We start from the raw sequence: 15,813 nt of genomic DNA on the forward strand, positions 1-15,813 counted from the left end.
AGGTCCTCGTCAGCGCGTGTCCGCGACCCGGCGGTGTGGTTTCCCGAGGGACGGACTACCGCTGTGCACGACACCACCACGATCGCCGGCCGAGCGCCGTCGGCGTCGCACCTGACCCTGTCGCAGATCATGGACCAGCACCACACCAACCTGATGGGTACGGTGCACGGCGGCCGGATCCTCAACCTCATCGACTCCGTCGCCGGTGTGGTCGCCGCCCGGCACTCCGACGGGCCGGCGGTGACCGCCGCCATCGACGAGACGGCGTTCCTGCGCGCGGTGCGGGTCGGTGACGTCGTACACGTCGACGCCCGGATCACCTGGGCCGGCCGCAGCTCGATGGAGGTCGCCGTCAAGGTGACCGCCGACCGGTGGGACCGGGCGGTGCCGCCCACCGACGTGGCCACCGCCCACCTGGTCATGGTCGCCATCGACGACGACGGTCAGCCTCGTACGGTGCCGCCGCTGCTACCGGAGACCGACGGGGACCGGCGACGGTACCGGGAGGCGGAGATCCGCCGGAAGCACCGGCTGGCGCTGCGGCGCGCGCTGCTCGACGACGGCTGACGCGCCCGTTGTGGCGGTGGCCTGGTCCGAGGAGCCCGCTCCACCGTCGCCGGCAGGCCGGGGCATGCCCGGATCACACGCGGGCATACCCCGGCCTCGTCGCATTGCTGCCGCTCGCCCTGGCGTCCGGTAGGCGTCACGGCGCTCTTGACGCCGGATTTGGTAGTGGCAGCCGGATACCCTGCTCGATAACCGACCGGGGAGAGCCAATGGGCCTGTCAAGCCGTGAGTGTCCAGACTGCAGACGACGGGTCAAGGAGCCGTTTCAAGAGACAATCACCGGCCGCAGGGTCTGCCCTGACTGCGCCAACGCCCTCTTCATGGGCTCTGCTGCCGGCGCAATCACGGGGAATGTCGGCTCCGGGTACGGCGTCTGGGCCATGCTCATGCGCAAGATCCGGCGTTCGTCTGAGCGGCGATCCGAGTGACGACCAGGACGACTGTGCCCGGACGTCCATGAACTCCGGTGGACCTCAAGGCAGCTCAATCGGTGGTTCCTGCGGGACGAAGGTGTCAAGCATCGCCAGCGATGCGCGCCGACGTCGAAGTTGGTCCACCGCAACTCACTTGACCGGTGTGATCCGCCCGCGGTGTGGTGGCGCCGTGAGCAAACTGTGGACCGCCCCCGAAAATGACCCCAGGACCTTCGGTCAGCCCGTCGGCGAGAAGGCGACCTACCGGGAGTACCTCGGCAACTACCGCCTGACCATAGAGATGAAGTGCGACGGACTGGACGCCGAGCAGCTCGGCCGACGCGCGGTACCGCCCAGCACCCTCAGCTTGCTCGGCCTGGTCCGCCATCTGGCGCAGATGGAGAACCAATGGTTCCAGCGTGTGCTGCAAGGGCGAACCGACGCACCGTGCCTTTACCAGCACGAGGACGACCCGGATTGGGACTTCGGGGGCGCGCTCCCCGACCCGGCCGTGGTGAAGGACGCCTTTGCAACCTGGAAGGTCGAGATCGCCAAGGCGGACGAATGGCTCGACGCCCTCGACGAGGCCGACCTGGGCCGCGAGGTGCTTGTCGACGGTGGCAGCCACGCCACGCGCGACGTGGTTGTCCACGTGATCGAGGAGTATGCGCGGCACGCTGGCCACGCCGACCTCCTGCGCGAGTGCATCGACGGGCGAACCGGCCTGTGACCCACCAGGACGGTGGGTCAGCATGAGGACCGCCGTCAGGATGCAACCTCACCGTGAGTTCAGCCGATGCTTCAGGGCAGTTCGGAGGGCCGTGTTGGTTGCCTTGGGGTCAAGGAGTCCGTGGCTTTGGCGATACGTCGGGCGCATCCATGTGGAAGACCGCCGATGGCTGGCTAGGTCGCCATCCCTCAGTCAGAGCCTTGCGGACGACTGCCGCGACCGTCGACGGTAGAACAGGGACGGGCGGGCCGCCGATCCAGTTGCTCGGATGGTCCTGAGGCATGCTGACCAGCAGCACGCCGCCCTTGCAGTCGGCTTGCTCGATGGCGAGGGTAAGGGGCCGCTCGCAAAGCCCTTGGGCGTAGGTTGGCTTCCCGCGCACTCGCCACCGGTAGACGATGTCGTCGACCGTGATGAGCCTTGCGCCCTTCTTGGTCAATGCCATATCAATCGCCTCGCGGTCAGCTTGTCGGGTGCCGGCAGCTAAACACGGTGCCTCGGGCCGTGGGGCGGGCACACAGGGGGCACAAGACACCGCGAAACGTCGTCAGCAGCGAACAACTATGGGAGCCTGAGACGCCTTCTCGGCAGGTGTCGGATAGCATCGCCGCTGGTAGCGCGGTAGCGGCCCTTAGTTCCGCTTCAACATCTGAGTCAGGAGTTCCTGGCTCGCACGAAGTCCGCGTAGTCCTCCCGGGCAACCCCGTGGTTGACCCAGCGATCCGGCGACGCCCCGGTCGTTCGCTGTGCTAATTCCAGCGCTTCGGCCGGGTCTTCAACGTGACCGATCAAGCGGCCAGGCCCGGGTCGTCCTCGCCGTCTGGGTCCAGCGACGGGAACACCGACAGGTCCCGGCGGTTCTCGTCGTCCAGGTCGACACGTTGTAGCCCTCTTGCCAGGGCCAGATGGACACCCAGCGGATGCCTTCGTCGCCCGCAACCACGACGGGTCCGAGGAACTGCTCGACCGCCTTCTTGCGGTGCAGCGCGCCAAGGAGGAACGACCTGCTGAGGTATCGCACCCTCGGAGGTTGACCGCGGACCGATCCGAACAGTGCGCTCAGAACTTGCAGGCGTGAGGTCGCCGCTGCGGCGGCTGGTTCTACGGAGAAATTCGCTCGGCGACGAAGACGCCAACGCCGGGAAGAGTCTCGGTCATCCCTTTGATCCGTAGTACCTGCATGGCGCGGTCGATCACCGGCTCGGTGACCCCGTAGTGCTCGATCAACTCGCGCCGACTGGGCAGCTTGGAGCCGGGCTGGAACTCGCCGGACTTGATGCGTTCGGCGAGGTCGTCGGCGATTTGCTCGTAGCGGTAACGCGGTGGCACGTGACTCTCCTCGGTTGGCAACACGAGTAGACCACTTCGGGCATCCACGCCTCCAGATTGCTCCGGCACAAGGAGACAGCAGTGCTCCCTTCGGCATGGGCAGGGCAGATCCTGGCGCGAGCGGGGGAGGCGAGCCGGTGAAGCGAGTGTCGTACGACGAGTACGTGCTGGCGGTGGCGCTGACTTTCGCTCGCCGTCACCGGCCCGTGTGGTCCTGGCGACACTGGCGGCGCATGTGTCGCTGCGGAGGCGAGCTGCCATGCCGAAGCCACCACCGCATTCCGATCGACCGCGGTCACTGGCCCAGCCAGGACGGCCCGCCGTGACCACTCACCACCCGATCAGGCCGGCCTGGACGTGTGGCGGCTGTGCGGGGGAGTGGCCATGCCAGACCCGGCGTCGAGAGTTACGAGCGGAGTACGACTGTGCCCCGGTGTCACTGGCCCTCTACCTGGCGGCTCAGCTCGTCGACGCGACCCAGGACCTGGCCCACGTTCCCGCCGGACACCTGCACTACCGATTCCTCGGCTGGACGCGGTGAGCATCCTGCGTCCGGGTGACGAGAAGTTCCACTACAGCGACGGCTCGCACAAATGGATCCCACCGGACCCGGACTACGACCAGGAGGTCTGGGACGAGCAGGTCCGCCAGCACAAGCACGGCCACCTCCGGAACGAGCGCCCGAAGGTCCGCCTCCAACGCCTCGTCTGACCCCAGCGATGCCGCAGTTACTCGCTCAAGGGCCGGGTGGCTGTGGCCGACTCAGGTGGCGTCGATGGCGTGTCCGGTACGACGACGAGGCTGACGACGCGGCGGGTCCGGCCGGCGCGGGTGTTGCCGGTCCGGCTGACGACGGCGTGTTCGATCTCGGCGACCATCGTGGCGAACTCTTCGTCGGTGAGCCAGACGGCGGCCTGTCGGTAGACCACGCCGTCGCGGTGGGGGTCGGCGTGTTCATGGGCGAGGTAGCGGTCGAAGTCGCCCAGCAGTGACGCCACGAACGTGGTGTAGGCGCGTCGGTGATCGTCGAGGGTCATCGCGGCCCGGGCGGCGGGGCTGACCGTGCCCTGGTCTTGGCGTACCCGGTAGCTGCGCTCCACCGTGCCGCGTACTCGCCGCTCGTCGACCACCTCCAGCACGCCCGCCTCGACCAACACGGCGATGTGCCGGTACATCGTCGCTGGAGGGACGTCGGGTAGGCGCTCGCGCAGCTGTGTGGTGGTCAGCGGGTCGGTGTCGAACAGCGTTTGCAGGATGCGCATCCGGACGGGGTGCAGGAGAAGGTCTGCGGTTGCCATGGACCCATCTTCCCACATACGATAATGTTCCCACGCCTGATAATGTTCGCAGGGCTGAGAATAATAGGAGGTCACGCATGACGGATGTCGACATGACGGCTATCGCGGACGACGGACTTCCCCTGGTCGGCACGCTGACTCTGCCCGTCGGCCCTGGACCGCACCCGGCTGTCCTGCTACTGCACGGCTCCGGGCGACTGGATCGCGACTCCAACACCGCGCGCCTCCGGATGGAGCTCGGACCACCACTGGCCAGCAGGCTGGCAGACGCCGGGATCGCCACGTTGCGTTACGACCGGCGCGGTGTCGGCGCCACGGGCGGCGATTGGCGCGCGACCGGATTCGCCGCCGGTCGGCACGACGCCGCCGCCGCGCTACGCGCCCTCGCTGCCCGACCCGATATCCGGACGGAGGCCGTTGGCGTGCTCGGGCACAGCGAGGGTGCCGTTCACGCCATGTCCCTCGGGGCACGCCCGGAGGTCGCGGCGGTGGTGCTGCTGGCCGGGTTCGCCCGCCCAGGGGAGGACGCCCTGCGCTGGCAGGCCGCGATGATCGCCCGCGACCTGCCCGCTCCCGTACGACCGCTGCTACCGATCCTGCGATCCCTGGCCAACCGGCAACTCGCCCGCATCAAGACGTCCAGCACGGACGTGGTGCGCGTCCTCGGGAGGCCAACCAACGCCCGGTGGCTGCGGGAGTTGCTCGACCACGACCCGCGCCCCGACCTGGCGAACATCAAGGCCCCCGTCCTGGCCATCACCGGCGGCGAGGACGTCCAGGTCGACCCGGCGGACCTGGACGAGATCCGCAGGCTGGTGCCCGGCGACGTCACGGTCCACCGGGTTCCCGACCTCACCCACGTGCTGCGTCGCGACTTCGGCCGTCCGTCGGTGCGCTCCTACCGGCACCTGCTCCGCCAACCGGTCGACCCCGACCTGCTCGCGCAGGTGGTTGGCTGGCTCGCCCACCGACTACACCGGGCGCCCGAAACGGTTCGTGTCGGGTAACCGCTGGCTCACCCCCACACGGAGCCAACCCCAACAACCCCTGTTCCTCACCCCGCGAAGGGAAATGTCGTGACCACCGCAACCCCCGCTCGCCACCATGACGGCCTCACCACCTTCTGGATCGTCACGTTTGCCTGGACCTTCGCCTTCTGGCTGTTTGCGATCACACTCGATGGACCGGCGATGACGTCCCCCACCCTCGTTCCGTACCTCCTCGGTGGATTCGGCCCGGTGATCGGCGCGATCGCCGTCCGGATACGGCGCTCTCGCCGTCGTCAACCGATCCCCGCCCATACGGTGCGACTTCGGCTGCGCCCACGGCTGTTCTGGGCGCTGCCCATGCTGGCCCTGGCATCGGGGACCGTGCTGGCAGCCGCACTGCTCGCGGAGTTCCTGGGCGGCCCCGCAATGAGCCTGACCGAAGGGCGCGAGTTGATCGCGACGGCGGGCGGAACCGTACCGTTCCTGATCAGCATGCTGGTGGGTGGTCCGTTGGCCGAGGAGCCCGGTTGGCGTGGCGCGGCCTACCCACGCCTGCGTGCGTCGATGAGCCGCCTGCGCGCCGGTCTGCTGCTGGGCGCCGCCTGGGCGGTGTGGCACCTGCCGCTGTTCTTCATCAACGGGACACTTCAGTCCGAGTTCGGCCTGGTCAGCTGGAGTGGCCTGTTGTTCACGCTCAGCGTCTTCCCGATGGCACTGCTCACCGGCTACGCCTACGAACTCGCCGGGGTCGCGGCATCGGTCGCGGTCCACTTCGGCGTGAACACCACCATCGCGCTGCTCACCCTCAAGGCACCCGCCACCCAGGCGCTCGTCCTGTCGGTACAGATCATCGTTGCGGCCGCGCTGCTCGCGGCACAACGCAACCGTGGCCAGGACCGACCGGCGCTGGACCACCGCGAAATGGCTGAGCTGCGGTGAACGGGTGGCTGGATCGTCAGCGACGCCCAGCGGTATAAGACAGGCCGTGGACGGTGCTGGTGCAGCACAACCTTCCTTGGGATGCGGTAGCGGTTGGCCGGTGCTAACGCAGGCGTGGACACCGCGCGTCCTGCCCGCGCCGGCCGGCCTGGCACGTCATGCCTCATCATTCCGGGCGTCATCACACTGTTTTGCTGGCCCAGTAGTCCCGCTCGGGCAGCAGAACCCATTGGTCGGCCGGGCCGGTGATGCATCGGGCGTCGATGGGACGCAGGCCGACGAACGCGCACGCGTATGCGGGAGCCTGCGACTTGTAGAGGTAGCTGAGCAGGACCATCTGGCTGGTGTCTGCGCTCCACGGGGCACCGCCGGGGTGCAGGTCCCAGCCGATCGTCTCCCCGTCGCGGTAAATGCTGCCCTGGTTGCCGCTTTTCGGGTTCGCGTACAGGGCGTAGGCGATGGTGCCGGCGGACAGCAGTCGACCGATCAGGGGTGTCCGAGGCTGGTATCCCCACGGCTGGGTGATCACGCAGCCGCCGGGCACGTCGGTGACGCCGACGAGCAGCAGATCGTTGATCTCCGAAAGCCAGACCCAGTCGTGCTCGTCGCCTGGTTCGGGATCCTCGTCGACATCGACGTCGTAGTGGGCGAGGAGGTCGTCCTCGGTCATCGGGGTGCCGTCGAGCCGCCGGATCGCCTCGGTCGCATCGATCCCCGCGACGCAGAGAAGCCCGGTCCCGTCGTAGTGGTCGACCTGCAAACGGTCGCCCAGCTCACCGGCCAACTCGACGGCTTCCCGCTCGGCCGGGCTCAGCTCGACGCCGGCTGGCGCGGCGCCGAACAGATCGGGCTCGGAGCCGGCGAGGCTCAGCCGACCGGGTGACCAACCGGCCATCATCGGCTGCCACGGGTCTGCACCGGCGGCCGCCAGCACCCGGGCGTTGTCGTGCCGCCGCGAGTGAACCGCCAGCCACAACGCGGATCGACCGTCGGACAGGCAGTCGACATCGCTCGCCGCCGCTGCCATCGCCGCCACGACTGCCGGCGACGAGTCCTCCGCCGCGACGTGCAGGGCCGAGTCAATCCCGAGTGGCATGCAGGGGTCGGCTCCCGCCGCCAGACGAGCCCGCACCTCATCCTCAGCGCCGCCGTTCCGCAACTGCACGCCATCCCAACCCGTCATGACCCGCCCTCCCGTCGCCTGTCAACATGAGCGACGCTAATCGGCGCATACGACACTGCCTGCGGGAGATTGCCGATAGCTCCAGCAGAGCAAGGGCACCGGAGAGCGAGGGGTCCGGAGTGCCGCTGCACCCCGGACCCCCCGGGCCTGCTCCGCCGGCGTGGTCCGGCGGAGAGGTCTCTCAGGTCACCCGCAGCGTTGACCGTTGAGGGTGAAGGCGGTCGGCGCCGGGTTGGTGCCGCTCCACGTGCCGTTGAAGCCAATGCTGGTGGACGCGCCGGGGGCAAGTTTGCCGTTCCAGCTCATGCTGTCCGCGGTAACGCTCGTGCCGTTCTGTTTCCAGGTGGCCGACCAACCCTGACCGACCTTCTGGCCGGTGGTGGGGAAGTCGAAGCCGAGTTTCCAGCCGTCGATCGCGGTGGTGCCGGTGTTCTTGATCGTCACGGACGCGGTGAAGCCGCCCGGCCAACTGTTCGCCGTGTAGCCGACCGTGCAACCGCCGGTCGGGGCGGTGGGCGCGGTCCGCACGGTCAGGCCGGGCGAGGCCGCCGAGACGTTGCCCGCCGCGTCGCGGGCGGTCACCACGAAGGTGTACGGGGTGTCCGGCGTCAGCCCGGTCACGGTGTAGGCGGTGCCGGTGGCGCTGCCCACCTTCACCGGGCCGGTGGTGTCGACCCGGTGCACGTCGTAGCCGGTGACGGCGGTGTCATCGGTGGACGGCGTCCAGGTCAGCGCGACGCTGTCGCCGGTGATCGTGCCGGCGGTCGGCCTGCCCGGGGCGGTCGGCGCCTGGGTGTCACCGGGCGTGGTGCCGCGCGGCAGCACCAGGTGGGTGATCGAGTTGGCCGGAAAGGTGGCCGTGAAGCCGCCGGCGGTCACCGGTTGGTCAGCCGCCCGGACGACGCCGGCGAGGTCCGCCGCGCTGTAACGGTAGACCTGCGCGGTGCTGGCGGAGGCGCCGGTGAGGGCGACCGGGCTGGTCAGGTCGTCGCCGGTCTTGTTGACGACGACCAGGGTGAGCGCTTTGTCGGCGCTGCGCTCGGCGGCGTACACGGCCAGCTTGCCCTGGTCGGCGCTTGTCGCCCGGACGGAGGTCTCGCCGAACGCGCCGCCCTTGCCGTCGTAGTTGCGGTAGACGCGGAAGGCGTTGGCCACCGGCTGGTCGGCCGTGGGTGCGGTCCAGAGGGTGGCCAGGTCGAGCCCTTCGCGGCCGAAGATGCCGAGGACGTCAGCCTGGGCGAGCGCGCCGTTGAGCGACCCGAAGGCGCCCCAGTTGTACTCGGTCATCGCGATCTTCGTGCCCGGGTAGTGCTTGTCGACCAGCTCGCGCAGGCGCGGGACGTACCGGACCGGACTGTTGATCCAGCTCTCGTCCACGTAGGTCGGGTCCCAGAGCTGGCGGGTCGAGCGCAGCCGCAGCGCCTGGGTGTTGGCGTCGCCGGCCGCCTCGCCCAACACGCCGGCCTGCTGCGGATAGAGGTGGACGTCGAAGTAGTCGAGGATGCGTGTGCCGTGCTGCTGCTCGTACTCACGCATCCGGTCCAGGTACCACGGGCCGAGGTCCTGGCCGCCGTGCGCGGCCTTGTCCGGCGGGTTCGACCAGCAGCCGGTACGCGAGCAGGTGTCCTGGTCGAGGCCCGAGAAGAGGATCGAGTTCAGGCCCCAGCCGACCGGACCGAGTGTCTTCGCGCCGGGGTCGGCGGCCTTGATCGCGGCGGCGTACTCGTAGGTGCGGTCGCGTAGCTCGTCGTAGCCCAGCCCGGTCGGGCGGACGTCGCGGTGGGTGGAGTGCCACAGGTCCGGTTCGTTGTCCAGGTTGTAGAACTGGACCCCGCCGTCGGCGGCAGCGCCGAACTGCCCCTTGAGATGGTTGACGAAGTCGGTGGCGTACTCCGCGCCGACGGCGACGCTGGTGTCCTCCGGGTCGTTGCCGGTGACCGGGGAGCCGTCCGGCTTGATGCCGTTGCCGCAGTCCGGTGCCCAGGTGTCGGTGGACTGCTGCGGGCCGTACTTGGCAACGCTGAAGCCACACGCCCGCGACCGGTCCTTGGCGATCCAGCCGAGCATCGGCATGGTCATGACCGTGGCCGCGCCGGTGGCCTCGTTCTGCTGCACGAACCGGTCGGTCTCCGAACCCTCCGGGAGGTCGTCCGGACTGGGGTTGTCGTTGGGGATGTTCTCGAAGTACCAGTCCGCGGCGCGGTTCGTGGTGTCGGCACGGAAGTTGTAGCGGGTGGTGGCGTTGCCGCCGTAGCGGTGCACCGGCAGGCGCAGGTCGCGGGCGAGGGCCTCGTCGGCGAAGTTCATGCCGTAGATGTACGGGCTGATCTGGTGGCGGGCGGCGGTGGTGTCGACGCTGAGCGCCGGGCCGGCCGCGGCCAGGGCGGGCTCCGGCAGGGCCAGACCGCCGAGGGCCGTGGCGAGCACGACCGGGAGTAGAACGGTGGTGGTGGGACGCACGAGCATTCCTTTCGCATAGGAGCTCGACGATGGGAGCGCTTCCACAGCGTTGCGCCTTCCCGGCTCCGAGTCAACGCCGCACCCCTCCCATACGATCGCCGGCATGCTTCGGGATGTGGCCGCGGCCCTACGAACTGTCGACCGAACCTGGCTACGCCGCCGCTTCGACGCGATCGACGGCAGCGACTACGACGGGGCGCGGGACGACGACGATTTCGAGTACGCCTGGAGCACCGTCGCTGATGTGCAGGCGTTCTACGACCGAGCCGCTAAGGCGGACCGCTCAGTGATCTTCACCGCCACCTGAGTCAAGTCGCCAAGCTACCGCGCAAACGCTCCCCCTCTCGTTGATCCTCCGGCCCCGGTACGGTCAGCGTCCGGAGGTGCGACATGCCCGAAGAACTGCTGTTCACAGTCGACGGCACGACCGCGGTGCCCGCGCAGACCATCACGCTGGCCGAGGCTGGTCTCCTGGAACGCAAGCATCTGCAGCAGTGGGTGATCGACCACCCGCAGCTGATTGGCGACGGCATCAAGGTCGTCACCTTCGAGTACGGCCGTTGGGCGTCCACGGCGGGCAGCACAGCGGACCGATTGGACGTGCTCGGTCTGGACCGGACCGGCCGACTGGTGGTGATTGAACTCAAACGTGACCGAGCTCCGGACACCATCACCATGCAGGCCATCAACTACGCCGCCATGGCCAGTCGATTCACCCTCGACCTGCTTGCCGAGGTGCACGCCGCTCACCTCGGCCCTGCCGTGACGAGCCAGCAGGCCCTGGCTGGCCTGGTGGAGTGGGCGGAAGGCCTGTCGGACGAGACGCTCGGGTTGCCGCGGATCGTCCTGATGGCGTCCGACTTCGGTCCCACCGTGACCAACACGGCGCTGTACCTGTATGAGGCGGGCATCGACATTCGGCTGGTGCGTTATCAGCTCTACCGGACCGCCGGTGGGGAGAAAGTGCTGTCCGTCGCGCAGTTGATCCCCGTACCCGATGCCGAGGAATTCATGGTCCGGCCCCGTTCCAGTAGCGGCACTCAGGCCGCCACCCGCGCAGCCGGGGAGCGGAAGGCCGCCGCCGTGCAGCGGCTCGTCGCGCACCACGCGATCGCGGACGGGACTCCGCTGACAATCGTTGTCCCTGACCTGGTCGATCAAGACCGGAACGCGATCCGAGCATGGCTTGACGAGGACCCGGATCGGGTTCGGGTGCGGTGGCGCAACGACGTCAATGGCCCGGTCGAGTGGACCGTCGATGGGCAATCCTACCGGCTGATCGAGCTCATCCGACGGATCATCGACGCGGCCACCGGACAGCCGCCACGAGCACAGCTCTGGGCGCAGAACTGGTACCGCGACAAGGACGGCCGCACCCTGCACCAACTCGCCGAACCTCTGCCCTAGTGCGAGTGCCCACGACGTTCGACGCACCCGCTTAGGCGCAATCTGTCCAATTTGTAGGAATTGTAATCGGGCCCTCTCGTGGACCGGAAATTGATTGTCGGATCGCTGACATATTTTCGATCCTATGGGGCGTTGGGTGTCGTTTTGACCGCTGGCTAGCCTCTATCTAATCTTTATCTGGGTGTTTCCGCTTGCTGGTCAGATGGTTCCTACCATTTTTCGGCGAAGGAGTCCGGGTGACGCAGACGGTTGCGGTGCGGGTGGGAGCGGTCGAGGTACTCGTCGAGGTCGTGCCCGTGGGTGGTTCCCAGCAGACGTCGGTAGGTGAACGCGTCGATCGGGTCGTGGACTATGCGGCGGGTGCGTTCGAGCGGGCGCAGTCGGCGGTGGAGGAAATCGCGGTGTCGACGGCGCGGATGGTCGGCCGGGTCACGCGCCGCGTCGGTAGCCCGGAGTCGGTGGAGGTCGAGTTCGGGCTGAAGGTGTCGGCCAAAGGTGACGTGATCGTCGCGGGCGCCTCGGGCGAGGCGTCACTCAAGGTGAAGATCATTTATGGCGCGACTGCTGACCGTGCGCTTCGAGGGCCGGGCGAAGCAGACCCGGGCGAAGTGGAACCGGGGGACGCCGACGCCGACGCCGAGGAAGCGCAGGACGGCGCGTCATGACCGTGCGGGTGGCCGGATACGACTATCTCGGCTGGGTCGCTGCTGACGATGCGGCGCCGGTCGGCACGTGTTTCCAGGTCGAGCCGGGTGTCCTGGTCACCGCCCAGCACGTTCTCGCGGAGATCAACGCGGCAGCGGCGGGATGCGTGGTGCGGGTCGGACCCGTCGGCGGCCGTGTTGGATGGGACGCCACGGTCCAACGCGTCGACGAGGTGCACGACCTGGCGGTCCTGCGTGCCGAGCAGCCGCTGTCGGGGTCTGTGTCGCAGGTGGTCGCCTCCGACGGGGTGCGGGACAACGAGCCGGTAACGACGGCCGGCTACCCGACGGTCGAGGACGACGGGCACGAGTACGAGCTGCTGACCGCGGGGGGCCACTGGCGTGGCCCGGCGCTGCGCGACGGCGTGTTGTGGTCGCGTCTGCAGGCGGACGCGGTCATGCCGGGGATGAGCGGTGCGCCGGTGCTGCGGTCGTCCGACCGGGCGGTGGTTGGCGTGGTCTCCGGCCGCTACAACTCACAGGACGGCTGGTTGGCCGGTGCGGTGTGGGTGTCCCGGGTCGAGGACCTGTCCGCGTTGTTGGACGGGGTGGCGTCGGTCGTCGTCGAGGAGACGGTGCCGGCGAATGGGCTGCTGGACCTGGTGCTGACGGTGTCGCAGTCGCAGGTGCGCCTGTCGGGGGGTGGGCAGGATGTGACGGCGGCGCATCGTGGTGTGTCCCCCGGCCTGGCCAACGCGTTACAGGACGTACGTCGGGAACGCGCCCGCCGGCGTGCGGTGACGCGTGACCTCGCGGCCGGCGACCAGACCGCCGGTGTGGTGTCGTTGCGGCGCGCCGGCGAGTTGTTGGCGGAATCGTTTCTGCCCGTCACGGTGGCGCAGGCGCTGGCCCGGGTGATCCGCCGGGCGCAGCTGGAGCATGTGTCGGTACGGGTGGGGGTGCAGGCGCCGGACTGGTGGTGGCTGCCGTGGGAGGCGTTGCCGGAGCCGGTGACCGGCCGTCCGATCGCGCTGCACGAGCTGGTGTCGGTGTATCGGAGGGTGGAGGCGGCCGGTTCGGGGTCGGCTGCGGCGCCGGGTCCCTTGCGGATCGTGGTGGCGATCGCCTCGCCGGAGTCTGGCGGGGGTCCGCTGTTGGACTACGAGCGCGAGTTGGGCAGTGTCCTGGACGCGGTGCACCGGGCGCACCGCAGTCGGGCGGTGGTGCGGATCCTGCCGTTCGCCACGACGGCGGCGATCCGTGCGGTGCTGGACGAGGACACCACCCACGTGCTGCACCTGTCCGCGCACGGTGCGCCGGGCCTCCTGCACCTCGAGGACGAGCAGGGTGGTCGCCGGTCGGTGGATCCGGAAACGCTGATAGCGGAGGCGATTCCGGAGGGACGAATGCCGCGGGTGATCTCACTTGCCGCCTGCTACACCGACGCCGACGGCGAGGACGGTGCGGGGTCGTTCGCCGCCAGGCTGGCCCGGCGGGGCGCGGGCGCGGTGATCGCGACGCAGACCTCGGTCACCGACGTGTACGCCACACGGTTGTTCGCCGCCGTGTACGCCGAGCTGGCGGCTTCGGCGCGGCCGGACGTGGTCGCGGCGGTGGCCCAGGCCCGCCGTCGCGTGCAACGGGACCTGGCCGCCGCCCCGGACCCGCTGACCCAGGCGGTCGCGGGCATGGACGAGTGGAGTGTGGTCAGCGTGCTGGCCGCCGCGCCGTCGGTGACCGTCGCGGACGGCGCCGCACCAGCGGAACCTCGCGCGGAGAACGTGCCGGACCTGGGCGGCCTACTCGCCCGGCCGGTCGGGCAGTTCGTCGGTCGCCGGCACGCCCAGCGCACCCTGCCCGGCCTCCTGACTGACGGCACCGGCACGGCGGTGCTGCTGCACGGTATCGGCGGGGTCGGGAAGACCACCCTGGCCGCCGAGGTGGTCCGCCGCCTGCTGGACACGTCGCCGGACTGGCGTCTGGTCACCGTGACCGGGCCGGTCACCGTCGACGGGCTGTTGGCCGCGGTCGGCGGTACGGCCCGTCGGGAGTTGGTGCTGCGGGAACAGTTCAGCGGCCCGCCAATGGTCGCGGTGCAGGCCGCCGGTCGGGTGGACCTGCCCGGGTCCGACCGATTCGCGCTGTTGCGTGATCAGGTCCTGGCCGGCATGAGGATCCTGGTGGTGTTGGACAACTTCGAGGACAACCTGATCCGGGACAGCGGCGTTGACGCCGGTTGGTCGGTCGGGGATCCCGGGTTGGCGGGGTTGCTGGCCACCTGGTTGACCAGCCCGGGCCGTAGCCGGCTGCTGATCACCAGCCGCTACCGGTTCGGACTACCCGACCCGGCCGCCGAACGGCTGCATCCTTATCAGGTGCCGCCGTTGAGCCTGGCCGAGACCCGCAAGCTGCTGTGGTCGCTGCCCCGCCTGGACCGGCACGCCGCCGACATCGACGCGCAGCAGCGGATCTGGCACACCGTCGGTGGGCACCCCAGGGCCTTGGAGTACCTCGACGCGCTGCTGCCCAGCAGCGGCGGCGACCCTGCGGGACAGGGCCGCTTCACCGACATCACCCGACGCCTGCGCCAGGCCGTCGAAACGCGGCTCGGTCCCGCCGGCACCGCCGCGTGGTTGGCCCAACACCGCACCTTGGACGCAGCACTGGCCGACACGGTCACGCTGGCCGCCGACGATGTCCTGCTCACCGAGCACCTGACCCGCCTCGACACCATCGAGGGCGCGGTCCGGCTGCTGGCCGGAATCAGCGTCTACCGCGAACCCGTCGACGTCAACGGGCTGCTGTTCCAGATCGGCGTCGCAAAGCCGGCTGCCGAATTGGAACAGCAGGCCGGGGGCAGGGCAGAGGCAGTCGGGCAGATCAGTGACCTGCTGTCGCGATACGCACTCGATCTGAACGGGCTGACGGAGGCGCTCGGGCAGGACAGTCCGCTGACCCCGGCAGACGGCGAACGTCTCGGCCGACTTCTTGAGCAGGCACGCCGACCGCCTCAGCCCCCGTTCGCCGTACCACCGGGCATGACGGAACTGGTCGGGCAACTCGCCACGACCAGCCTGATCGCCATCGTCGATGACGAGCGGGTGGTGATGCACCGCTGGACCGCCACCGAACTGCACCGCCACTGGAGCACCGACCACGGTCCGCACCACCGCCCCGGGCTGGTCACCGCTGCCCACCACGATGCCGCAACCTACTGGCGGTGGCGCGCCCGGACCTGGCCGCAGGATCGGTTTGACGGCATCCACGACCTCGACGAGGCCCGTCACCACCTGCTGGCCACCGGTGATCTGGAAACCGCCGGAGCCATCACCGAGGTTATCTGCAGCCAGCTCGACGGGTGGGGGGCATGGGACCGAGAAATCAGCCTCATCCACGACACCCTTGGCTGGCTGCCAGAGAATTCACCCCGCCGCCCGGCCTGGTACCACCAGCTCGGCATGCTCGCCCAGCGTCGGGGCGACTACGCCGAGGCTGAACGCCGCTACCAGCAGTCCCTGACCATCGACGAGGAGCTGGGCGACCGGGCCGGCATGTCGAGCAGCTACCACCAGCTCGGCATGCTCGCCCAGTTTCGGGGCGACTACGTCGAGGCTGATCGCCGCTATCAGCAAGCCCTGACCATCAAAGAGGAGCTGGGCGACCGGGCCAGCATGTCCAAAAGCTACCACCAGCTCGGCATAATCGCCCAGTTTCGGGGCGACTACGTCGAGGCCGAACGCCGTTACCAGCAAGCCCTGACCATCAAAGAGGAGCTGGGCGACCGGGCCAGCATGTCCAAAAGCTACCACCAGCTCGGCATGCTCGCCCAGTTTCGGGGCGACTACGTCGAGGCT

At 69.0% G+C, this 15,813-nt stretch carries 14 protein-coding genes; 9 read left to right on the top strand and 5 right to left on the bottom strand.

The window, feature by feature from the left end:
* The first annotated feature begins 129 nt into the window (after positions 1-129).
* Together ACFYPM_RS24925 and ACFYPM_RS24930 are read left to right on the top strand one after the other, a co-directional pair.
* Positions 130-567 carry an acyl-CoA thioesterase gene (locus ACFYPM_RS24925; protein ID WP_387201826.1) on the top strand — a complete coding sequence of 146 codons (438 nt, stop codon included), beginning with the start codon at positions 130-132 and terminating at the stop codon, positions 565-567.
* A 603-nt stretch (positions 568-1,170) separates the two neighbouring features.
* On the top strand, positions 1,171-1,710 hold the full coding sequence (locus tag ACFYPM_RS24930; protein ID WP_387201390.1) for a DinB family protein: 540 nt from the start codon (positions 1,171-1,173) through the stop codon (positions 1,708-1,710).
* A gap of 109 nt (positions 1,711-1,819) precedes the next feature.
* Here the strand turns inward: ACFYPM_RS24930 and ACFYPM_RS24935 are convergent, their stop codons facing one another.
* Together ACFYPM_RS24935 and ACFYPM_RS24940 are read right to left on the bottom strand one after the other, a co-directional pair.
* Positions 1,820-2,155, bottom strand: coding sequence for a hypothetical protein (locus ACFYPM_RS24935; protein ID WP_387201393.1), 336 nt, complete (start codon positions 2,153-2,155; stop codon positions 1,820-1,822).
* Between the two features lie 656 nt (positions 2,156-2,811).
* Positions 2,812-3,039, bottom strand: a complete 228-nt coding sequence (locus tag ACFYPM_RS24940; RefSeq protein ID WP_387201396.1) for a winged helix-turn-helix domain-containing protein — start codon at positions 3,037-3,039, stop codon at positions 2,812-2,814.
* Positions 3,040-3,576: 537 nt separating this feature from the next.
* Between ACFYPM_RS24940 and ACFYPM_RS24945 the strand changes: the two genes are divergently transcribed.
* Positions 3,577-3,750 carry a hypothetical protein gene (locus ACFYPM_RS24945; RefSeq protein ID WP_358002641.1) on the top strand — a complete coding sequence of 58 codons (174 nt, stop codon included), beginning with the start codon at positions 3,577-3,579 and terminating at the stop codon, positions 3,748-3,750.
* Positions 3,751-3,767: 17 nt separating this feature from the next.
* On the opposite strand, the gene ACFYPM_RS24950 is transcribed toward ACFYPM_RS24945, so the two are convergent.
* On the bottom strand, positions 3,768-4,337 hold the full coding sequence (locus tag ACFYPM_RS24950; protein WP_387201399.1) for a helix-turn-helix domain-containing protein: 570 nt from the start codon (positions 4,335-4,337) through the stop codon (positions 3,768-3,770).
* 77 nt (positions 4,338-4,414) lie between these two features.
* On the opposite strand from ACFYPM_RS24950, the gene ACFYPM_RS24955 reads away from it, so the two are divergent.
* Complete coding sequence (locus ACFYPM_RS24955; RefSeq protein ID WP_387201402.1) at positions 4,415-5,344, top strand: alpha/beta hydrolase; 930 nt, start codon at positions 4,415-4,417, stop codon at positions 5,342-5,344.
* 69 nt (positions 5,345-5,413) lie between these two features.
* Positions 5,414-6,265 carry a CPBP family intramembrane glutamic endopeptidase gene (locus ACFYPM_RS24960; protein ID WP_387201405.1) on the top strand — a complete coding sequence of 284 codons (852 nt, stop codon included), beginning with the start codon at positions 5,414-5,416 and terminating at the stop codon, positions 6,263-6,265.
* A gap of 181 nt (positions 6,266-6,446) precedes the next feature.
* Here ACFYPM_RS24960 and ACFYPM_RS24965 read toward each other — a convergent pair whose 3' ends face one another.
* Complete coding sequence (locus ACFYPM_RS24965) at positions 6,447-7,361, bottom strand: hypothetical protein (protein WP_387201408.1); 915 nt, start codon at positions 7,359-7,361, stop codon at positions 6,447-6,449.
* A gap of 273 nt (positions 7,362-7,634) precedes the next feature.
* Positions 7,635-9,908: a glycoside hydrolase family 44 protein gene (locus tag ACFYPM_RS24970; protein ID WP_387201411.1), complete on the bottom strand. Its 2,274-nt coding sequence runs from the start codon at positions 9,906-9,908 to the stop codon at positions 7,635-7,637.
* 103 nt (positions 9,909-10,011) lie between these two features.
* Here ACFYPM_RS24970 and ACFYPM_RS24975 point away from each other — a divergent pair, with 103 nt between their 5' ends.
* The 4 genes from ACFYPM_RS24975 to ACFYPM_RS24990 form a co-directional block, all read left to right on the top strand.
* On the top strand, positions 10,012-10,215 hold the full coding sequence (locus ACFYPM_RS24975) for a DUF1877 family protein (protein ID WP_387201414.1): 204 nt from the start codon (positions 10,012-10,014) through the stop codon (positions 10,213-10,215).
* Between the two features lie 125 nt (positions 10,216-10,340).
* Positions 10,341-11,315 carry an endonuclease NucS domain-containing protein gene (locus ACFYPM_RS24980; RefSeq protein ID WP_387201417.1) on the top strand — a complete coding sequence of 325 codons (975 nt, stop codon included), beginning with the start codon at positions 10,341-10,343 and terminating at the stop codon, positions 11,313-11,315.
* A 236-nt stretch (positions 11,316-11,551) separates the two neighbouring features.
* Positions 11,552-11,980: a CU044_2847 family protein gene (locus ACFYPM_RS24985; RefSeq protein ID WP_387201420.1), complete on the top strand. Its 429-nt coding sequence runs from the start codon at positions 11,552-11,554 to the stop codon at positions 11,978-11,980.
* On the top strand, positions 11,977-15,813 hold a 3,837-nt coding region (locus ACFYPM_RS24990), incomplete at its 3' end, for a tetratricopeptide repeat protein (RefSeq protein ID WP_387201423.1). The genes ACFYPM_RS24985 and ACFYPM_RS24990, both read left to right, overlap by 4 nt.

It is taken from the genome of Micromonospora sp. NPDC005203, from assembly GCF_042872705.1.
GTDB lineage: Bacteria > Actinomycetota > Actinomycetes > Mycobacteriales > Micromonosporaceae > Micromonospora.